Origin of the sequence: Kitasatospora sp. Root107 (genome assembly GCF_001424875.1) — a bacterium.
In the GTDB taxonomy this organism is placed as follows: Bacteria; Actinomycetota; Actinomycetes; order Streptomycetales; family Streptomycetaceae; genus Kitasatospora.
Genome location: NZ_LMCT01000067.1, coordinates 101,368 through 121,806, shown reverse-complemented (window position 1 = coordinate 121,806; position 20,439 = coordinate 101,368). Strand labels below are relative to the sequence as shown.

Annotated in this window: 17 protein-coding genes; 7 read left to right on the top strand and 10 right to left on the bottom strand. The window is 71.8% G+C overall.

Annotated elements, in window-relative coordinates:
- Nucleotides 1-42 precede the first annotated feature (42 nt).
- On the bottom strand, nt 43-1,914 hold the full coding sequence (gene lepA / locus ASC99_RS31800; RefSeq protein ID WP_082598799.1) for a translation elongation factor 4: 1,872 nt from the start codon (nt 1,912-1,914) through the stop codon (nt 43-45).
- A gap of 186 nt (nt 1,915-2,100) precedes the next feature.
- Between lepA and ASC99_RS31795 the strand changes: the two genes are divergently transcribed.
- The 3 genes from ASC99_RS31795 to ASC99_RS31785 all read left to right on the top strand — a co-directional run bounded on the left by ASC99_RS31795 (nt 2,101) and on the right by ASC99_RS31785 (nt 3,813).
- Nucleotides 2,101-2,406, top strand: coding sequence for an antibiotic biosynthesis monooxygenase (locus tag ASC99_RS31795; RefSeq protein ID WP_057238599.1), 306 nt, complete (start codon nt 2,101-2,103; stop codon nt 2,404-2,406).
- A gap of 124 nt (nt 2,407-2,530) precedes the next feature.
- Nucleotides 2,531-2,788: a 30S ribosomal protein S20 gene (gene rpsT / locus ASC99_RS31790; RefSeq protein WP_057238597.1), complete on the top strand. Its 258-nt coding sequence runs from the start codon at nt 2,531-2,533 to the stop codon at nt 2,786-2,788.
- A 290-nt stretch (nt 2,789-3,078) separates the two neighbouring features.
- Nucleotides 3,079-3,813, top strand: a complete 735-nt coding sequence (locus ASC99_RS31785) for a hypothetical protein (protein ID WP_057238596.1) — start codon at nt 3,079-3,081, stop codon at nt 3,811-3,813.
- Nucleotides 3,814-3,831: 18 nt separating this feature from the next.
- Here the strand turns inward: ASC99_RS31785 and ASC99_RS31780 are convergent, their stop codons facing one another.
- Nucleotides 3,832-5,604 carry a hypothetical protein gene (locus tag ASC99_RS31780; protein WP_057238594.1) on the bottom strand — a complete coding sequence of 591 codons (1,773 nt, stop codon included), beginning with the start codon at nt 5,602-5,604 and terminating at the stop codon, nt 3,832-3,834.
- Complete coding sequence (locus ASC99_RS31775; protein ID WP_057238593.1) at nt 5,601-6,665, bottom strand: ATP-binding protein; 1,065 nt, start codon at nt 6,663-6,665, stop codon at nt 5,601-5,603. Before ASC99_RS31775 ends, ASC99_RS31780 begins: the two co-directional genes overlap by 4 nt.
- A 294-nt stretch (nt 6,666-6,959) precedes the next feature.
- Here ASC99_RS31775 and ASC99_RS31770 point away from each other — a divergent pair, with 294 nt between their 5' ends.
- The 3 genes from ASC99_RS31770 to ASC99_RS31760 are packed head-to-tail and all read left to right on the top strand — an operon-like array spanning nt 6,960 to nt 10,054.
- Nucleotides 6,960-8,306 (top strand): DUF6271 family protein, encoded by a 1,347-nt coding sequence (locus ASC99_RS31770; protein ID WP_057238591.1) that lies wholly within the window; start codon nt 6,960-6,962, stop codon nt 8,304-8,306.
- Complete coding sequence (locus ASC99_RS31765; protein WP_057238589.1) at nt 8,303-8,800, top strand: GNAT family N-acetyltransferase; 498 nt, start codon at nt 8,303-8,305, stop codon at nt 8,798-8,800. The genes ASC99_RS31770 and ASC99_RS31765 overlap by 4 nt, the downstream gene beginning before the upstream one ends.
- A gap of 57 nt (nt 8,801-8,857) precedes the next feature.
- Nucleotides 8,858-10,054 (top strand): MFS transporter, encoded by a 1,197-nt coding sequence (locus ASC99_RS31760; protein WP_057238588.1) that lies wholly within the window; start codon nt 8,858-8,860, stop codon nt 10,052-10,054.
- An 86-nt stretch (nt 10,055-10,140) separates the two neighbouring features.
- Here the strand turns inward: ASC99_RS31760 and holA are convergent, their stop codons facing one another.
- Nucleotides 10,141-11,136: a DNA polymerase III subunit delta gene (gene holA, locus ASC99_RS31755; RefSeq protein WP_057238587.1), complete on the bottom strand. Its 996-nt coding sequence runs from the start codon at nt 11,134-11,136 to the stop codon at nt 10,141-10,143.
- Between the two features lie 89 nt (nt 11,137-11,225).
- Between holA and ASC99_RS31750 the strand changes: the two genes are divergently transcribed.
- The gene (locus ASC99_RS31750) at nt 11,226-11,483 is read left to right on the top strand and encodes a hypothetical protein (RefSeq protein ID WP_057239148.1); all 258 of its coding nucleotides are present in this window, start codon (nt 11,226-11,228) and stop codon (nt 11,481-11,483) included.
- Nucleotides 11,484-11,533: 50 nt separating this feature from the next.
- On the opposite strand, the gene ASC99_RS31745 is transcribed toward ASC99_RS31750, so the two are convergent.
- The 6 genes from ASC99_RS31745 to leuS form a co-directional block, all read right to left on the bottom strand.
- On the bottom strand, nt 11,534-12,154 hold the full coding sequence (locus ASC99_RS31745) for a hypothetical protein (RefSeq protein WP_057238586.1): 621 nt from the start codon (nt 12,152-12,154) through the stop codon (nt 11,534-11,536).
- A gap of 46 nt (nt 12,155-12,200) precedes the next feature.
- Nucleotides 12,201-14,675 carry a ComEC/Rec2 family competence protein gene (locus ASC99_RS31740; RefSeq protein WP_304440758.1) on the bottom strand — a complete coding sequence of 825 codons (2,475 nt, stop codon included), beginning with the start codon at nt 14,673-14,675 and terminating at the stop codon, nt 12,201-12,203.
- Nucleotides 14,672-15,472, bottom strand: a complete 801-nt coding sequence (locus ASC99_RS31735; protein WP_157531885.1) for a ComEA family DNA-binding protein — start codon at nt 15,470-15,472, stop codon at nt 14,672-14,674. The genes ASC99_RS31740 and ASC99_RS31735 overlap by 4 nt, the downstream gene beginning before the upstream one ends.
- A gap of 103 nt (nt 15,473-15,575) precedes the next feature.
- The gene (locus ASC99_RS31730; RefSeq protein WP_057238584.1) at nt 15,576-16,421 is read right to left on the bottom strand and encodes a DegV family protein; all 846 of its coding nucleotides are present in this window, start codon (nt 16,419-16,421) and stop codon (nt 15,576-15,578) included.
- A gap of 74 nt (nt 16,422-16,495) precedes the next feature.
- On the bottom strand, nt 16,496-17,200 hold the full coding sequence (locus ASC99_RS31725) for a hypothetical protein (RefSeq protein ID WP_057238582.1): 705 nt from the start codon (nt 17,198-17,200) through the stop codon (nt 16,496-16,498).
- A 231-nt stretch (nt 17,201-17,431) separates the two neighbouring features.
- Nucleotides 17,432-20,323, bottom strand: coding sequence for a leucine--tRNA ligase (gene leuS, locus ASC99_RS31720; RefSeq protein WP_057238580.1), 2,892 nt, complete (start codon nt 20,321-20,323; stop codon nt 17,432-17,434).
- Nucleotides 20,324-20,439 lie beyond the last annotated feature (116 nt).

Below are 20,439 nucleotides of genomic sequence, written 5' to 3'. Positions count from 1 at the left end.
GAAGGGCCCGGTCCTCGTGGACCGGGCCCTTCGGCGTACGGGCTACTTCTTCTCGCCCTTGGGAGCATCCGCGTCGGTGGACAGCGCGGCGATGAAGGCCTCCTGCGGGACCTCCACCCGGCCGACCATCTTCATCCGCTTCTTGCCCTCCTTCTGCTTCTCCAGCAGCTTCCGCTTACGCGAGATGTCACCGCCGTAGCACTTGGCGAGGACGTCCTTGCGGATCGCGCGGACCGTCTCACGGGCGATCACCCGGGAGCCGATGGCCGCCTGGATCGGCACCTCGAACTGCTGACGCGGGATCAGCTTCTGCAGCTTGCCGGCCATCATGATGCCGTAGCCGTACGCCTTGTCCTTGTGCACGATCGCGGAGAACGCGTCGACCGCATCACCGTGCAGCAGGATGTCGACCTTGACCAGATCGGCCGTCTGCTCGCCGATCGGCTCGTAGTCGAAGGAGCCGTAACCACGGGTCTTGGACTTCAGGATGTCGAAGAAGTCGAAGACGATCTCGGCGAGCGGCAGGGTGTAGCGCAGCTCCACCCGCTCCTCGGAGAGGTAGTCCATGCCCTGCATGTTGCCGCGGCGGGCCTGGCAGAGCTCCATGACCGGGCCGACGAACTCGTTCGGCACCAGGATGGAACCCTTGACCACCGGCTCGTGCACCTCGGAGATCTTGCCGGTGGGGAACTCGCTCGGGTTGGTGACGGTGTGCTCGCTGCCGTCCTCCATCACCACCCGGTAGACCACGTTCGGGGCGGTGGAGATCAGGTCGAGGTTGAACTCGCGCTCCAGCCGCTCCCGGACGATCTCCAGGTGCAGCAGGCCGAGGAAGCCACAACGGTAGCCGAAGCCCAGCGCGACCGAGGTCTCCGGCTCGAACACCAGGGCGGCGTCGTTCAGCTGGAGCTTGTCGAGGGCGTCGCGCAGCAGCGGGTAGTCGCTGCCGTCCAGCGGGTAGAGGCCGGAGAACACCATCGGGCGCGGCTCCTTGTAGCCGCCCAGCGCCTCGGTCGCACCCTTGTGCATCGAGGTGATGGTGTCACCGACCTTGGACTGCCGGACGTCCTTCACACCGGTGATGATGTAGCCCACCTCGCCGACGCCGAGGCCGTCCGAGACCTTCGGCTCGGGCGAGATGACGCCGATCTCCAGCAGCTCGTGCGTCGCACCCGTGGACATCATCTGGATGCGCTCGCGCTTGGTGAGCTCACCGTCGACCACGCGGACGTAGGTGACCACGCCACGGTAGGTGTCGTAGACCGAGTCGAAGATCATCGCGCGGGCCGGGGCGTCCTTCACGCCGACCGGGGCGGGGATCTTCGCGACCACGTGGTCGAGCAGCTCCGGCACACCGAGGCCGCTCTTGGCGCTGACCTTGAGGACGTCCTCCGGCTCGCAGCCGATGATGTGCGCGATCTCGGCGGCGTACTTCTCCGGCTGGGCGGCCGGCAGGTCGATCTTGTTGAGGACCGGGATGATCGTGAGGTTGTTCTCCAGCGCCAGGTACAGGTTGGCGAGGGTCTGCGCCTCGATGCCCTGGGCGGCGTCCACCACGAGGATGGTGCCCTCGCAGGCGGCCAGCGAACGGGACACCTCGTACGTGAAGTCCACGTGGCCCGGGGTGTCGATCATGTTCAGGATGTGGGTCGTGCCGGTGTTCTCACCAGTCTTCGGCGCCCACGGGAGGCGGACCGCCTGCGACTTGATGGTGATGCCGCGCTCGCGCTCGATGTCCATCCGGTCGAGGTACTGGGCGCGCATCTGCCGGGGGTCCACCACGCCGGTGATCTGGAGCATCCGGTCGGCGAGGGTGGACTTGCCGTGGTCGATGTGGGCGATGATGCAGAAGTTGCGGATCAGCGCCGGGTCGGTACGGCTGGGCTGTGGCACATTGCTGGGGGTCGCGGGCACCTTGGTCCGATTCTCCGTTGGTCCGGGGGCCGGGCGCTCCGGCCCGACGCTGACGGCGCCGAGCGGCTTCCCGGGACCGGACGGTCTCGTCCGATCGAAATGGTTCCTGCCATCTTCCCACGAGCCCGGACCAGTACGGTGTCCAGCTCTTCCGTTGTCCGCCGGGGTCGGACAGGATCAGCTCTCATGATCTTGGAAAGCGCACTGCTCGACGTCCGTCCCGGCCAGGAGGAGGACTTTTTGGCCGCCTTCACCGAGGCCCGGCCACTGATCGCGGTCCAGCGGGGCTTCCGCTCGCTGGAGCTGCGCCGCTGCCTGGACCAGGGCCGGAGCTCGCGGTTCCTGCTCCAGGTGGAGTGGGAGACCCTGGCGGACCACACCGAGGGTTTCCGCGGTTCGGCCGAGTACCAGCAGTGGCGCGAGCTGCTGCACCGCTTCTACGAGCCGTTCCCCGAGGTCGAGCACTACGGCGAGGCTCTGCTCACGGCGTAGCCGGTTTGGGCTGGGGCTGCCGACTTTGGTAGCGTTGGCCGCTGCACCTGGCACCGGCATGCCCTCTCAGCCTGCCGCGCTCGGTGCAACCCGTTCAATCTCGACTCAAGACTGAGGCTATTTCGTGGCGAACATCAAGTCCCAGATCAAGCGCAACAAGACCAACGAGAAGGCGCGCCTGCGTAACAAGGCCGTCAAGTCCTCGCTGAAGACCGCTGTGCGCAAGGCCCGCGAGGCCGCCGCTGCCGGCGACACCGCGAAGGCCACCGAGCTCGCCCGGGCCGCCTCCAAGGCGCTCGACAAGGCTGCGAGCAAGGGCATCATCCACAAGAACCAGGCCGCCAACAAGAAGTCCGCGGTCACCAAGCTCGTCTCGGCCTGATTCCAGGCCACCCCGGTCGACGGGCCAGGCGGCCCTCTACCCGCCTCCGACGACCAGCCCTCACGTCAACTTTCCGGCCCTCTATCCGGAACTCGTGAGGCGTAAAGAAACTCCGTACCGCACGCGGCCTGCGTTCGCCACGCGGGTGCGGTACACGACAGGCGTCGTAGCTTCGGCTACGGCGCCTGTCGGCGTCTGTCCGGGGGTTTTCTCACCCTCTGCCACCTTGCGCACACCGATAGGGTTCGCTGCGACGTGGCCAGCACGCATCCCGGTTGGGGGCTCATCAGATGTCGCATCAGCTGCCGACGCCGACGGACACCGGTCCGGCGTTCCCTGGCCGCTCCACCCCGCCGCCCTACGGGCCGCCGCCCCGGGCCACCGCCCGCCCCCGGCGCCGGCCGCTGCTCTGGGGAGTCCTGAGCGCGTTGCTGACCTCGGCGATCTGGGCCGTCGCGGTGCTGACCGTACCGGGCCTGGTCACCCTGCCGGACGGCCCTGCCCCCGAGATCGGCAGCTACCGGGTGGTCGACGACCTCTGCGCCACCGCCCGGCTGAGCCGCTTCACCCAGCTCTACCCCGCGCAGTCCGGCACGCCGTACCACTACTCGACCCGGCACGCGGCGCTGGACGACATGTACTGCAGCCAGTACCTGAAGAAGAGCGCCGGGGAGACCGAGCACTCCTCGCTCTACATGCAGGCGCAGCTGCACCGGAAGGTGAACCCCCGGGCCGAGTTCGAGGCCCAGAAGTCCGGGCTGCGGCAGCGGAAGTACCTGATCACCGAGGTCCCCGACCTGGGTGACCAGGCGTACGTCGGCTACCTGGACGACCGGAGCAGCTCGGACCGGACCTGGCACTACCTCACCCAGGTGCTGTACGTCCGGGACGGCGGGCTGACGTACTACCTGAGCTGGTCGGGCTCGTACCAGGAGGGCAAGGCCGTGGCGCCCGACCGGGAGACCGTCCGGCAGGCGCTGCTGATGGACAGCCGGGACGTGCTGCACGCGCTGGCCGGGCTCTGACGCTCCGTCGGCCGGTCATCAGCGCATCCGGAAGACCGGGCCGCGCGGGGTGAACGGGAGCCCCGCGCCCTGCGGGACCAGGTACGCGTGCTCGCGGCGGACCCGGAGCACGTCGCACTCGCCGTCGGTGATCAGCAGGACCGGGGCCCCGGGCGGGAAGTCCTCGGCCCGCTCGAGCAGGTCCACACCCGGCTGGAGGACGGTGCCACCCCGGCCGCGGACCCGGACCCGGCCGGCGATCTCGTCGGTGGGCAGGTACCCGGCGTCGTGCGGGGCGGCGTCGCAGAACACCACCCGGGCGGCGGTGACGTCCCTGGCAGCGGCGTACGAGGCGATCGCGCCGAGTGCCTTGCCGAGCAGCTGACGGCTCATCGAACCCGAGGTGTCCAGCACCACTCCGAAGGTGCAGCGAGCCACCTCCTCGGGCGGGTAGTAGTGCCCGGCGCGCGGAATGCCGGGGGTGGCGGCCTGGCGGCGGGACGGCCGGGCGTAGCTCCGGACCGGCTGCGGGGACGGCACGAACTCGTCGAACCAGCGGGCCAGTCGGGCATCCCAGGGCAGTGGCGGGTGAGCGAGCGCGCGGATCTCCTCGACCAGCCCGGAGGGGAGCAGGCCGCGGTCGCGCCGGTGCAGTTCGAAACCCTGCTGGAGGCCGCGCCGGTAGAAGTCGTCCAGGTCGACGTAGTCGCGCGGGCGGCCCAGCCGTTCACCGATCAGGTCGGACTTGCCCTTGCCCGCCAGGGTGGCGAGCCGACGGATCCGGCGCTGGTCCCGGACGATCCGGTCGTAGACCTCCTCGGTCGACAGGCCCTGCAACTGCGGGTCGTGCAGCAGTCCTTCGGGCATCTCGCCGACGCCCATCTCCAGCAGCCAGCCGTTGATCACGTAGTCCGCCGCGACGTTGAACAGGTACGGATCGCGGGCGCCGCAGCGCTCGCCGTGCCGCAGGGCGGCGTGCAGCATCTCGTGCGCCAGGATGAACCGCCACTCCTCGTCGGTGTGGTGACGCAGCGGGTTGAGGTAGATCTCCCCGGCCTCCGCGTTCACGGCGGCCACCGAGATGCCCTGGGCGCGGGCCAGTTCGGCATCGGCGACCAGGGTGATCCCGGCGGCGATGCCGCCGAGCAGCGGATAGGAGGAGATGAACCAGTTGAGCGCCCTGGTCCAGGGGCGCTCCGGCAGCCGCTCCCCCGTCAGCTCCTCGCGGCGGCCGCCCGCCACGTCCATCGCGGCGGACATGGTGCGGGTGAGCGCGGCGGCGAAGGCCGTGGTCCAGTCCTCGGGGTCCCTCTCCCCGGTCCACGGCACCAGCAGTTGGTCGGCCCCGCCACCGGCCACCCCGGGCACCCGGGGCAGGCCGTCCCGGCGCCAGCGGGCGGCCAGCTCCTCCTCGTCGCCGGACGGGACCGGGGGCGGCAGTTCGAACGGGGCGCGGCCGGTCGGGAAGGTGGCCAGGAAGCGGTTCACCACGGCACACCGGGCGGTCCGCAGGTACTCGTCCGGGGCGTTGCGGCGGCCCCGCTCGGCGGGGACGTGGCCGAAGCCCAGGTGGAGCAGGCAGTGCGCCAACACCCAGGCCCACTCGGCCGGTTCGGCCCGGCGCTTGCGGTTGGCGTGCACGGTGCCGGCCGAGTCGACCACGGCCCAGCCGTCCGGCGGGGCGTGCTCGCAGTCCGCGTCCCAGCAGATGCTGACGTTCAGGGCGGCGAAGGCGTGGTTGTTCCGGAGCAGCCGGAGACCTTCGGTGAACGCTTCGGCCGCCGGGTCCTTGGGGGCGGCGGCGGGCTTCACCGACGGGCCTCGACCAGGCGCGGCAGGTCGCGGGCCGCCTCGATCAGGAACCAGGCGGGCAGCACCGGGTTCCCGTCCGGGCCGTCCGCGATCACGGTCTGCGCCACCTCGACCGAGATCTCGGCCAGTTGGACCAGCAGGCTCTTGGCCCGGAAGGCGGTCTGCCGAAGGGAGTTGGAGGCATGCTCCTTACGGGCCGGCAGTTCCTTGACCAGCCGGCCCCGGAAGGCGTCGGCCAGGTAGTAGAGCAGGTCGCGGTCCTCCAGCCGGTGCGGCCAGCGGGCGTCGCCCTTGAGGATCGCGTCCAGGCCGTAGGAGTTGCGGACGATCTTCGCGTAGCCGCAGAAGGCCACCGCGTGCGGCGGGGTGAGCAGGCCGTGCGCGAGCACCTTGAGGGTCGGCTCGTCCAGGGTCGGCCCGAAGGAGTGCAGGCTGTCCGAGAGCATGTGCCAGGCCCGGGGGGTCGAGAACGGCTCCTCGGTCTTCGGCGGCGCGGACCACAGATGGTCCGGACGGTCGGTGAGGTAGTCCTGCACCCACGGGTGAATGCCGTTGGCCCCGGCCCAGTTGAGCCAGTCGGTGGCACTGGCCCGCAGGTGCACGTGGACCAGGCGGTTGACCAGCGCCGAGGCCATCGGCCGGGCCAGCGCCCCGTCGGTGGACCGGTTCCCGGCGCCGATCACGATCGAACCGGGCGGCAGCTCGTACGAGCCGATCCGGCGGTCCAGGATCAGCGAGTAGAACGCCTTCTGCACGTCCGGGGTGGCCGCGTTGAGCTCGTCCAGGAAGAGGCAGTAGGGCTCGTCCCTGGCGATCGACTCCGGCGGGCAGAACCGGGACCGGCCCTCGGCGGTGATCTGCGGGACACCGATCAGGTCCTCCGGCGCGAGCTGGGTACCGATCAGGCTGACGCACTCCAGCCCCAGCGAGTCGGCGAACTCCCGTACCAGGGAGGACTTCCCGATCCCGGGCGCGCCCCACAGGAACACCGGCCTGACGGTGGCCAGGCCCAGCAACAGCTCGGGGACCTGGGACGGCGAGACGGTTACGGCACCCTGCAAGGCGGGGACTCCTTCGGAGGTTCGGGGGGATTCCGCGCCAGTCTGCGGGACGGTCCGACGGTCCGCACCTTGTTTTCCGGGGGCCGGGCGCGCAGTCGTCAGCCCTCTTCCGCTGCCCTTTCGAGCGGAATCGAGTGGCCGTCCGGGCACTGTTGCGCAGAAAACCACCCGGAGCACCCGGCCGGGACTTGAGCAGCGCGGGCCGGACTGCTTCGATGTGCAACAACTCCAGTTGGTCTAGTCCAATTGCTGGCACACTGACGCGACGCCCGACACCTGAACCGGAGCACCGACTTGCGCAGGATCTGCCTGACCCTTCCCACCAACCGCGCCTGCACCGGCACGATTTCGGACATCGGCGCCGAAGCGGCGTACGCGGCCGAGCAGTTCGGCGTCGAGGTCCGGCTGCTGATCCTCGACTCCTCGGACCAGTCGACGTTCACCGAGCACGCCAAGGCCGTCGGCGAACTTCCGGTGCTGCCGAACGTGATCGTGCACCACCTCGACGAGGCCGCCCAGCGCGACTTCCTGCGGGCGGTGATCGACCGGTCCGGTGCCGCCGACCCGGAGTCGCTGCTCGAGCTGATGCTGCCGGACGCCGTCTCCTACGGCGCCTGCACCAACCGGGCGTTCCTGATCGCCGGTGCGCTCGGCTGCGCCTCGATCCACCGCCGGGACTCCGACAGTGGCTACCAACTCCTGGACGGCATACCGGTGTTCCCCATCCACCAGGAGCTGCTCTCGCTCGGGAGGTCGGGCGCCGAGGCGGCCGACGGCGTCACCGAGAACGCCCTCGACCCGGTGCACGGAGCCAAGCCGGTGTCCATGGTCGGCAGCTCCTTCATCGGTGAACTCTCCGTGGACGTCGGCGAGATCCGCGAACTGGACCCCGCGATCTACCACGAGGTGGTCAGCCTCTGGGCCCCGCCCGAGTGGTCGCGGGAGGAGATCGACGGGCTGGTCGAGGAGTCCTTCGTCGGCGGCGGCACCGATCCGTTCATCCACGACGTGTCGGTGCTGGACGTGCCGGACATCTGGCGGATCGACATGTGCAACATCGGCTTCGACCGCGAGCTGTACGAACGCGTCCCGCTGCCGCCCGCGACCGCCACCATCGGCAGCGACTACTTCCTGCTGCACGTGGTCCGGCACGCCCCGCTGCCGGCGGTCGTGCACAACCGGCACATCGTCAACTACTACACCCCGGAACGGCGGACCGGCGCCGGGTTCCTCGCGTACCAGCTGCGGTTCGTGAAGTTCCTGCTGTCGATGCTCTACTTCCACCCCGTCTACTTCGCCCTGGAGGCGGCCGGACCGGCGCTGCTCGACGAGGAGCACCACGTGCGTGCCGCGGCCATCGCCGGATTCGCCCGGCAGACCGCCGGGGCGGACCGGGCGGAGAACGTCCGGCGGCTGGACGTGGTCGACCGCTGCTACCGCCGACTGGGCGGAAAGTACGCCGAGTTCGCCGACCACCTGGCGCCGCTCCGGGACCGCCTGCTGGACGAGGCGCAGGCCGACATCGAGTCCTTCGCGCTGCTGATCGACGCCTGGGGCCCGCTGGTCGCGGCGAGCCGGGCCGTCGGCCTCGAGCTGTCGCCCGGCGCCGACTCCGACTCCGACGGGGCGCTGGGCCGGTGACCGAGGAGAGCATCCGCATCCGCCCACTGGTGGAGAGCGACTGGGACGACCTGGTGGCGCTGGAGGCCAGGGCCTACGCCGAGAGCGGCCTGTCCGAGGGGTCCGAGGCGCTCCGGTCCAGGGCTGCCGTCTCGCCCGGTACCTGCTTCGCGCTGGAGTACGACGGGGAGTTCGGCGGCTACCTGCTGGCGCTGCCCTACCCGTTGGGCCGGTGCCCGGACCTCGGCCTGACGGAGACGGCGGGATACGCGTCGGAGAACCTGCACGCGCACGACTTCGTGATCACCGAGGAGCTGCGCGGCCGGGGGCTGACACCGCACTTCGTCCGGCAGATCGAGGCCACCGCGCGGTCGCACGGATTCGAGCGGCTCTCCATGGTGGCCGTCCAGCGCAGCCACGTCCTCTGGGCCCGGCTGGGCTACGCCGCCCACCGCGAGGTCGAACTCCCGGCGAGCTACGGGACGGCGGCGGTCTACATGTCCAAGCCGCTCTGACCGGCCCGGCCCGGAACTCGCCCCCCACCACCGAAGACGAAGAAGGCTGATTCACACATGCTCCGCGCTCACGACCCCTTCCGGAGAGCCCAGTTGGCGATCGCCACACTGTTCTTCTTTCTCGGGTTCCAGTACGCCACCTGGGTCTCCCGGCTCCCCGCGCTGAAGACGGAGCTGGACCTCACCGAGGCGCAGCTCGGACTGCTGCTGATGGCCGGCGGCGTGGGTGCGGCGGCTTCCTACCCGCTGGTGGCGGTCGCGATGAAACGGCTGGGGTCGCGGCGGCTGTCGCTGCTGGCCGCCCTCGCGCTGGCCGTGATCCTGCCGGTGCTGGCCGTGACGCCGAACTACCCGGTCACCCTGGTGGTGATCTGCCTGGACGGGGTGGCGGTGGGCTTCCTCAACGTCGCGATGAACGCCCAGGGCGCCGCCCTCGAGGTCGAGTACCAGCGCACCGCGATGGCCAGGTTCCACGCCACCTTCAGCGCCGGCTCGCTGGCCGCCGCGCTGGTCGCCTCCGGCGTCAACCTCTTCACCTCGGCGCTGACTGTGCACTTCGGCGTGGCCGCCCTGCTGCTGGTCCTGGTGGTCGGGCTCACCCGGTCCGGACTGCTGACGAGCGATCAGCCGACCACCCAGGAAACGGCAGCGCAGGACGCTGCGGAGCAGCCCGAACCCGAACCGGCTGCCAAGCGCGGGCTGACCCTGCCGACCCGGGTGACCATCTGGATGGGTCTGGCCATGGTCTTCGGCACCATCACCGAAGGTGCCATGAACGACTGGTCGACGCTCTACATGAAGGACGTCGTCAGTGCCTCGGCCCAGGTCGCACCGCTGGGCATCGCCGTGGTCTCCGGGATGATGGTGCTGGCCCGGATCTTCGCCGACGGCTGGCGCGCCCGCTGGGGTGACGGCCGGATCGTGGTCGCGGGCAGCGCGCTGGCCGGCGCCGGACTCGCCACCGCCCTGCTGGTCGGCGGGGTCGTCCCCGCGCTGATCGGCTTCGCCTGCGTCGGCCTGGGCACCGCGGCGATCACCCCGTGCGTCTACGTGGCCGCCGCCCGCCAGGGCTCGGACGCGCTGGCGCTGGTCGCCGCCATGGGCACCATCGGCCTGCTGGCCGGCCCGGCGATCATCGGCTTCATCGCGGACGGCAGCAGCCTGGTCTGGGGCATGTCCGCCGTCGCGGCGTCGGCCGGGCTGGTCTCGCTGTGCAGCACCCGGATCCGCTGGAAGGCACTCGCCGAGGTGTAAGGCCCTCGGGCGCCGACTGCCGGAGGGCCTTACCCCTCCCGGTCACCGACCCGCCCGCTCGTACTGACGTCCCGCCCGGGTGCCGGTCAGTACGGGCGGGCGCCCGCGCGTGAGGCCCTGGCCACCGCGACCACGGCGCGCTCAAGGGCATAGGCCGGGTCACCGGAGCCGCCCTTGACGTCGGCGTCGGCCCGGGCGATCGCGGTGAGGGCGGCGGCAACCCCGTCGCCCGTCCAGCCGCGCATCTGCTGACGAACCCGGTCCACCTTCCACGGCGGCATGCCCAACTCCCGGGCCAGGTCGCCCGGCCGCATGTTCCGGCCCGCGCTGGCCAGTCGGCCGATGCTGCGGACGCCGGAGGCGAGCGCGTAGGTGATGCCGGTCGGCGGCTGACCGACCGCCAGCGCCCAGCGCAGCCGCTCCAGCGCCTCGGCCGTCCGGCCGGTGACAGCCAGGTCGGCCACCTCGAAGCCGGTGGCCTCGGCCCGGCCGCCGTAGTACCTGGCCACCACAGTCTCGTCGATCGCACCCTCGACGTCGGCGGTCAACTGACTGCAGGCGGCGGCCAGCTCGCGCAGGTCACTGCCGAGCGCATCGAACAGGGCCTGGCAGGCCTCGGGGGTGGCGGAGCGGCCGAGCGTACGGAACTCGCCCTTGATGAAGGCCAGTTTCTCCCCGGCCTTGGTGAGCTTGGGGCAGGCCACCTCACGGCCGCCGAGCTTGCGCCCGGCATCCAGCAGGCCCTTGCCCTTGGCGCCGCCCGCATGGACCAGCACCATCATGACCTCCTCGGCGGGCGCGTCGAGGTAGGCCCTGAGCTCCTTGACCGAATCCGCCGCGAGATCCTGCGCGGCCCGGACCACGATCACCTTGCGCTCGGCGAAGAGCGAGGGTGTGGTCAACTCGGCCAGGCTGCCGGGCTGCAGGGCACCGGGGGCGAGGTCGCGTACGTCGGTGTCCGGATCGGCCGCCCTGGCGGCGGCGACCACGACGGCGACCGCGCGGTCGAGCAGCAGCTCCTCCTGGCCGACCACCAGGGTCAGCGGGGCGAGCAGGTCGTCGGGTGCACTCTTCCTGGCCATCGCCTACCAGGATCGCACGTACCACCGACGGTGCTCCGCAACCGGTGCTCCGGAGCCCGTGGGCGGTGTGGAGAATGGTGTCCGTGACCATGAACCTCACCCGCCAACTGCTCGTGTTCCCCGACCGTGACGCCGCCGAGGAGGTGACGGAGGAGCTCTCCGCCCGCTGGCCCGACCTGGGCGGGATCGAACTCGTCCGGGACGCCCTGGCCGGCGAGGACGACGCGGAGGACGCGCAGTGGCTGGTGGTGCTGGAGGCACCCGAGGAGGGCGGCTGGACGGCGGATCGGCTCGCCGCCCTGGACCGGCTGAGCGCCGAACAGGACGGCTGGCGCGAGGAGGGCTGACCTGGGCCGGCAGGCCGAGGACCAGCGGCTGCTCGTCCTGTGACCGGCCGTCAGCGCAGCAGGGCGAAGGTGAGCGCGGCCACGCCGCCCAATGCTGTGCCGGCCAGCACCTGCGGCAGCGTGTGGGCCTTCAGGACCAGGCGCGACCAGCCGATGGCCGCGACCGCTGCGGCGGAGAGCGCGAGCAGCGGCCCGAAGACCAGCAGCAGGATCAGGGCCGCGCCGCCGGCCACCGAGTTGTGGATGGAGATCTGCCACCAGACCGTCACCAGCAGCGAGGTGGCCAGCCCGACCAGCATCGCGACGGCCAGCGCGAACACCTCGGCCGGAGCGCCCAGGACGCGCAGCGCGGTCACGCCCGCCACCACGGAGACCAGGCTGGCGCCCATCGGGATCATCCGCTGCCTGCGGACCCGGATGTGCTTGTCCGTCAGCGCCCCGCGCCGAACTCCCAGCAGGATGATGCCGAGCGGGATGATGCCGCAGAACAGCGCGGCCAGCAGGCCCCAGCCGAGACCACGCCAGCTCTGGCTGGTGTGCCAACCGACGAGCAGGAGGAGGCCGATCACCAGATTGGCCGGGGCCAGCACGTCGGTGACCACCTTCGCGGCCTTCTCCCGTGGCGTGGCGGTCCGGAAGACCGGCGTCTCGGGGGCGGTGAACGTGCTCATCGGGGGGCTCCTGGGGCTGAGGTGACGATCATGGCATTAGATACGATCACCGGCTCCCTTGGGTAACGGCGTGCAGGCTGGTGGACGTGCCGAGGACGGCGATGGCTCCGGAGTGGTCGGTGCGCAGGACGGTGACCCCCATTGATCGGAGCCGGTCGATGGTGGCGGGGGACGGGTGACCGTAGGGGTTTCCGAGGCCGCAGGAGATCAGCGCCAGGCGGGGGTCGAGGGTGCGGGTGAGCTCCTGGTCCTGGTGGGCCGAGCCGTGGTGGGCGACCTTGAGAACGTCGACCCTGGGTAGGGCCGGACGGGCCCGCAGGGCAGCCTGGGCCGGTGGTTCGAGATCGCCGAGCAGGGCGATCCGGAGCGCGTCGGGCGGTCGGCCGACGGTGGCGATCAGCGCGATGCTGGCGTTGTTGGCGCCCGGGGCGGCCGGGTTGAGCGGGTCGGTGGGCCAGAGCAGGTGCCAGGAGAGTTCGGGGCCGGTGCTGCGCCGTTCGTCCTGCCGGGCCGGAAGAACGGGGACCCCCGAGGCGGCGGCCCAGGCCAGCACCCGGGCCCGCTCACCCGGTGGCGAGTCGAGGGTGGTGACCTGGACGGCACCGACCGTACGGCCACGCAGGACACCGGGCAGGCCCTCGACATGGTCGGCGTGATAGTGGCTCAGGATGATCAACGGGACGATGGTGATGCCCAGTTCGCGCAGGCAGCGGTCGGCGGCGAGCGGGTCGGGGCCGGTGTCCACCACGATCGCGCTGTCGGAGGGGGAACCGATCGGGAGCACGGACATGTCGCCCTGGTCCACGTCGCACATGACGAACCGCCAGCCGGGCGGCGGCCAGCCGGTGGCGAGCCGGGCGAGCGGGGCCGGGCGGAGCACGGCGAGCAACAGGGTCAGGGCGAGGACGGCGGCGAGGACCGGCCGCAGTCGGCTCGCAGCTCGGAACGGACGGGTGGACCAGGCCAGCGCAAGGGTGGCCAGCGCGAGCAGGGCGGCTCCGAAGAGCCCGCCGGGCCAGTTGAGTTGGGCACCGGGGAGGGCCGCGCCGTGCCGGGCGACGGCGGCCAGCCAGCCCGTGGGGACGGCCGCCAGATCGGCCAGCAGCCGGGCGGCGGGGCGGGAGAGCGGATCGACGGCCAGCGTGGCGAAGCCGAGCAGCGTGGCCGGGGCGACGGCCGCCTCGGCGAGCAGGTTACAGGGAATGGCGACCAGGCTGATCCGGGGCGCCAGCAGGATGGTGGCCGGGGCGCAGAGCGCCTGGGCGGCTGCGGTGGCGCCGGCCGCGGCTGCCAGGTACCCGGGCCAGCCCCGGGCCCGCAGCGCGGCGGACCAGCGCGGGCCGAGCGTGAGCAGACCGGTGGTGGCGAGGACGGAGAACAGGAAGCCGAAGGACCGGGCCAGGTACGGGTCGAACAGGAGCAGCAACAGGACGGCGGAACAGAGCGCGGGCAGGGCCTGCCGAGGGCGTCCGGTGGCGAGCGCGAGCAGGCCGACCAGCCCGGTGGCGGCGGCTCGCAGCACGCTGGGCTCCGGGCGGCAGACCGTCACGAAGGCCACCGTGAGGACGGCACCGACCAGGGCGGTGGTGCGCAGGGGCAGCCCGAGCAGGCCCGCCAGGCCGCCTCGGGCCTGGCCGCCCGCCCGGGTGGGCGTGCCGAGCAGGACGGCCAGCACGATGGCCAGATTGGCCCCGGAGACAGCGGTCAGGTGCCCCAGGTCGGTCGCCCGGAACGCCTGGTCGAGATCGGCGGGCAGCCGGGTGGTGTCGCCCACCACCAGACCGGGGAGCAGGCCCCGGGGATCGGTGGCCAGATGGTCGGTGGCAGCCCGCAGGCCGGACCGCAGCCGGGCGGCCAACTGCTGGGTGTGACCCGGGGCTTCGAGCTGTTGGGGTGGGCCCTGCGCCAGCAGGGCGGCGGCGGTGCTGCGGTACTCCTCGGTGGCGGGCAGCACTCGGACGTCCGCCCGCAGTCGGGTGGACGGGATCACCTCCCGCCAGGCGGCGACGTCCTGGGCGCGGACCACCACGGTGACTGGAGTCGTGGTGTCCATGTCCCTGCCGACCCGGTCGACGGTGGCGGCGAGGGTGAGCATGGACTGCCCGGGAGCGGTGCCCCGGGCCTGCGAGGTGCGGGGCTTGGGGTCACCGGTGACGGTGAGTTCGACGGTCAGCGCGGGCGGGGCCTCGGACCGGGCGAGCGCGGGGATCGGGCCCCGGTGCAGGTCGGCGGCGTGCAGGGTGGTGCCGGCCGTCGCGGCGGCCGCGGCCAGCAGGGTGGCGGCGAGCAGGGCACCGGCCGGCCGGGAGCGGTACAGCAGCAGGACCAGGGCGGTGACGACGAGCAGGCCCGCCACGCCCAGCAGCAGCGGCCGGTGCTGCTCGCCGAGGCCGAGCACGGTGGCGGTGACCGCCCAGACCACGACCGTGGGCACCAGCAGCCGGAGGTCGGCCGGCTCGACCGGGTGAGGCGTCGTCAGATGAGGTGTCGGCGGACGGGCTGTCGGCGAATGGGCTGTCACAGTGTCAGCAGCGCCCGGAGCTCGGCGTACTTGCGGTCACCGATGCCGCTGATCTGGCGGAGCTGGTCGAGGGAGCGGAACGGGCCGTGCTCCTGGCGGTGCTGCAGAATCCGCTCGGCGAGCGTGGGCCCCACGCCGGGCAGGGCGTCGAGTTGCTCCCTGGTCGCCAGGTTGAGGTTGACCGGCCCGGCCCGGGCGCCCGGCGCAGCACCGGGGACGGCTCCCCCGCCGACCAGGATCTGCTCACCGTCGGTGAGCACCCGGGCGAGGTTCAGCCCGTCCATGGCCGTGTCGGGCAGCGGGCCGCCCGCCAGCACGAGTGCGTCCGCCACCCGGGCACCGCTCGGCAGCGTCCGCAGGCCCGGGTGCCGGACCTTCCCCGCGACGTCGACTACCACGGTCGGCCCCGACGGCGGCCCCGCCCCTGAACGCGGCCCGGCCGATGCCGAGGAGACCGCAGCCACGGTGGCCGGAACGGCGACCACCGAGGGACGGCCGAGCCAGAAGTGCTGCACGGCGTACCCGACCGCGAGTAGCAGCAGCACCGAGAGGCCGAGCACCGCCCGGCGGTCGAACAGCAGGCCGCGCACCAGCGGAGGCGGCTCGGGCGGCAGCACCGCCTCCTCGGCCGGCACATCAGGTCCGGCAGGTTCAGCAGGTCCGGTCGGCTCGGGAGCTCCCGTCAGCCGAGCTGCCGGAGCCGCCTGAGCAGGTGTCAGGAAGAGGTAGGTCAGCCGCCCGCGGACGGTCTCGGCGGTCTCCTGGCGGCGGGCTGCGCCCGGGGTCATCGTTCTCATGCCGAGGACGGTACGAGCCCCGGCCGACGGCCCCGGCGGACAGCCAAAAGCTGTGGAAAACCCGGGGGCTGTGGACAACCGAGGTCCCTCGAAGGAGGGAGTTTCAGCGCGGTGCGACCACCACGGCCAGCAGCCCGGGACCGACATGCGCACCGATCACCGCGCCCACCTCCACCACGGACAGCTCCCGCAGCCCCGGCACCCGCCCCCGCAGCCGCTCCGCCAGCAGCTCGGCCCGGTCCTCGGCGGCCAGGTGGTGCACGGTGATGTCCACCTCGTCGGTGCCCGCCTTCTCGACCGCGATCTCCTCCAGCCGGGCGATCGCCCGGGAGGCCGTCCGGACCTTCTCCAGCGGTTCGATCCGGCCGCCGGAGAGGTGCAGCAGCGGCTTCACCGAGAGTGCGGAGCCGAGCATGGCCCGGGCGGCGCCGATCCGGCCGCCCCGGCGCAGGTACTCCAGGGTGTCCACGTAGAAGAAGCCGCTGGTCCGCTCCGCCCGGGCGGTGGCGGCGGCGGCCACCGCGTCCAGGTCGAGCCCGTCCTCGATGGCCTGAGCCGCCGTCAGGACGCAGTGGCCGAGCGCCATGCCGACCAGATGACTGTCCACCACCCGGACCGGGAGACCGGCCTCGGCAGCGGCCAGCCTGGCGGCTTCCCCGGTGCCGGACAGCTCGGCGGAGATGTGCACCGAGACGATGCCGGTGGCGCCCGCCTCGGCGGCGGCCCGGTAGGCGGCGGCGAAAGTCTCCGGGCTGGGGCGGGAGGTGGTCACCCGCTGCTTGGCGCGGAGCGCCTCGGCGACGTCCTTCGGGGAGATCTCGACGCCCTCGGTCAGGACCGTGTCCCCGACCACCACGCTGAGCGGGACCACCGTGATCCGGTGCCGGTCGATGGCCTGCTGCGGCAGGTAGGCCGTGGAGTCGGTGACGAGCGCGAGGCGGTGGGACATGAGCCGGAGGGTACTCCCCGCTCGTCGGGTGCGGACACCACGGGTCGGTTCAGCGGTGACCAGGCCGGTCGGTCTTAAGCGGACCGCTTGCGCAGCCGCTGGGCGAGGTCGGTCAGCCCGAGCAGCTCCTCGGCGCTCACCCCACGCTTGGCCGAGATGCCCGTGCGCTCGGTATGTGACGCGGCGGCCGGGGCGGCCGAGGCGGAGGCCGAAGCGGCCGGGGCGGCCGAGTCCCAGTGCCGGAGCGCCCCCGCCTCGCTCTCGCACTCCTCCGCGAGCCGCGCGAGCTCGTCGTCCGCGAAGCGCTGCATCCGGTCCTGCGCCGCCCAGCGCATCGACTCGGCCGCGTGCGTGATCCGGTCGGCCCGCTCGCGCAGCTCCGGGAGCTTGGTGGCGACCCGGCCGGCCTCCGGCTCCAGTTCCAAGGTCCTCAGCTCGCCGTCCAGTTCGGCGGCGTGCGTGTCCAGGCGGGTCAGCAGTTGGAGCGACTCGGCCAGTTGGGAGTCCTCGGCGAGCCCGGCGGCAAGCACCTTGCGGGTGCTGTCGAGCGAGGAGCGCAGCGCGAGGCGGACGGTGGAGATCTGACCGTGGGCGCCCGGTTTGGCGAAGGACTTGGCCTTCAGCGCGGTGTTCTCGAAGGCGCGGCGGGCCTTGGCCTCCTCCTGGGAGATCTTGGCGGCGGCGGCCTTGCCCACCTTGACGGCACCGACCCCGAGCATGACCAGCAACCCCACTCCGAACAGCAGGGCCAGACCGAGAACCACGCCGAGCACGTCCATCACGAGCCGCCTTCCACCACACCGCACCACGTCGGCCACCGCGGCCGTACGCCCACCGCTCCCCCGGAGAACGGCGGTGCGACCACCCAGGGTTCCAAGGTAGCCGCACCGATCGGCGGAACGGCCCGCAGGAACGCCCGGGCGGCAGGAATCAGGCAGAGATAGGGGGCGGGCCTCAGGGATGTCCCCGAGACCCGCCCCCGAACGGTCGGCGTGAACAGCGACGGCTCGTCAGCCGGTGACGATGTTCACCAGCTTCGGCGCCCGGGCGATCACCTTGCGGACCGGAGCGTCGCCGATCGCGGCGACCACGGCCGGGTCGGCCATCGCCAGCGCCTCCAGCTCCGCGTCCGTGATGGCCGGCGAGACCTCCAGTCGGGCCTTCACCTTGCCCTTGATCTGGATCACGCAGGTGACCGCCTCGGCGACCGCGTAGGCCGGGTCGGCCACGGGGTAGTCGGTGTAGGTCAGCGTCCCGTCGTGGCCCAGTCGGCGCCACAGCTCCTCGGCGATGTGCGGGGCCAGCGGGGCCACCATCAGCACGATCTGCTCCGCGACCGAACGCGGCGTGGAGCCGCGCTTGACCAGGAAGTTGTTCAGCTCGATGGCCTTGGCCACCGCCGTGTTGAAGCGCAGCCCGGCCATGTCGCCGCGGATGCCGTCGATCGCCTTGTGCAGCGCGCGCAGGGTCGCCTCGTCGGGCTCCTCCTCCGTCACCACCAGCTCGCCGGTGGCCTCGGAGACGATGTTGCGCCACAGCCGCTGCAGGAAGCGGTACGAGCCGACCACCGCGCGGGTGTCCCACGGGCGGGAGACGTCCAGCGGGCCCATCGACATCTCGTACAGGCGCAGCGTGTCGGCGCCGTACTCGTCGGCGATCTCGTCGGGCGCGACCGCGTTCTTCAGCGACTTGCCCATCTTGCCGGCCTCGCGCTTGACCGCCTCGCCGTTCCAGAAGTACCGGCCGTCGCCACTCTCCTCGACCTCGGCGGCGGGCACCGGGAAGCCCCGCTCGTCGCGGTAGACGTCGGCGGTGATCATGCCCTGGTTGAACAGCTTGTGGAACGGCTCGACCGAGGAGACGTGCCCCAGGTCGTGCAGCACCTTGTGCCAGAACCGCGCGTACAGCAGGTGCAGCACCGCGTGCTCGGCCCCGCCGACGTACAGGTCGGCGCCGCCGCCGGGCTTCTGCGCGGTCGGGCCCAGCCAGTACTGCTCGTTGGCGGGGTCGACCACCTTCTCGCCGTTGGCCGGGTCGATGTAGCGCAGCTCGTACCAGCAGGAACCGGCCCAGTTGGGCATGGTGTTGGTCTCGCGGCGGTACGTCTGGACGCCGTCGCCCAGGTCCAGCTCGACGTTGACCCAGTCCTCGTTGCGGGACAGCGGGGTCTTCGGCGAGGAGGTCGAGTCGAACGGGTCGTAGGTGTGCGGCGAGTAGTCCTCCACCACGGGGACCTCGACCGGCAGCATCGACTCGGGCAGCGCGTGCATCACGCCGTCGGCGTCGTAGACGATCGGGAACGGCTCGCCCCAGTACCGCTGACGGCTGAACAGCCAGTCGCGCAGGCGGTAGTTGACGGTGCCCTCACCGATGCCCTGCCCGGCCAGCCACTCGGTGGCGGCGGCCTTGGCCTCGACCACGCTCAGCCCGTCCAGTGACAGGTCGTCATGGGCGGAGTTCACGATCACCGAGTCGTAGGTGTCGAACGCGTCGTCCCAGGTCGACGGGTCGTCGGTGCGGCCGTCGGTCGGCTGCACCACGCAGCGCATCGGCAGCGCGAAGGCGCGGGCGAAGGCGAAGTCGCGGTGGTCGTGCGCGGGCACGGCCATGATCGCGCCGGTGCCGTAACCCATCAGCACGTAGTCGGCGACGAAGACCGGCACCGGCTCACCGCTGACCGGGTTGGTCGCGTACGCGCCGGTGAAGACGCCGGTCTTCACCTTGGCATCGACCTGGCGCTCGACGTCCGACTTGGCGGCGGCCTCAGCGCGGTAGGCCGCGACGGCCTCGGCGGGGGTGGCTGCGCCGCCCTTCCAGTCCTCGTGGGTCTCGGCCGGCCAGGCGGCGGGGACGATCGAGTCGACCAGCGCGTGCTCGGGCGCCAGCACCATGTAGGTGGCGCCGAACAGGGTGTCAGGACGGGTGGTGAACACCGTGATCGCTGAGCCGGACCCGACCGCGAAGTCGACGCGCGCACCCTCGGAGCGGCCGATCCAGTTGCGCTGCTGCAGCTTGATCGCCTCGGGCCAGTCCAGCAGGTCCAGGTCGGCGATCAGGCGGTCGGAGTACGCGGTGATCCGCATCATCCACTGGCGCAGGTTCGACTTGAAGACCGGGAAGTTGCCGCGCTCGGAGCGGCCGTCCGCGGTGACCTCCTCGTTCGCCAGCACGGTGCCCAGCCCGGGGCACCAGTTGACCGGCACCTCCTTGGAGTACGCCAGCCGGTACTCGCCCAGCAGCTCCTCGCGCTCGGCGGCGGACAGCTCGGCCCAGACACCGCCGCCCGGCACCTCACGCTCACCGGACTCGAACTGCGCGATCAGCTCGGCGATCGGGCGGGCCTTGCCGCCCTCGCCGGCCTCCTGGTCGTACCAGGAGTTGAAGATCTGCAGGAAGATCCACTGAGTCCAGCGGTAGTACTCCGGGTCGATGGTGGCGATCGACCGGCGCGGGTCGTGCCCCAGGCCCAGGCGGCGCAGCTGCTGCCGCATGTTCGCCATCGCGGCCTCGGTGGTGATCCGGGGGTGCTGGCCGGTCGCCACCGCGTGCTGCTCGGCGGGCAGGCCGAACGCGTCGTAGCCCAGGGTGTGCAGCACGTTGTGACCGGTCATCCGCTGGTAGCGGGCGTAGACGTCGGTCGCGATGTAACCCAGCGGGTGGCCGACGTGCAGGCCGGCACCGGACGGGTACGGGAACATGTCCATGATGAAGCTGTGCGGCTTCGAGACGACGTCACCGGCCGCCGGGTCGGCCAGCGCACCGGCCGGGTTGGGGGCGTTGAACGTCCCCTCCTTCTCCCAGATGTCCTGCCAGCGGGACTCGATCTCGGCGGCCAGCGTCGCGCCGTAGCGGAAGGGCTCGGTGGCAGCGGCCTCGGCCGCGGCGGGGGTCGTCTCGCTCATGGTCCTTCGGGCTCCATCTGATGTCAGTTCGCGAACGGCGGCGGGAGAAACAAAAAAGCCCCTCGCAGGAGGGGACGCCACGCCGACTCCGGCCCTCGGCCGGTCCTGGTCAGCGC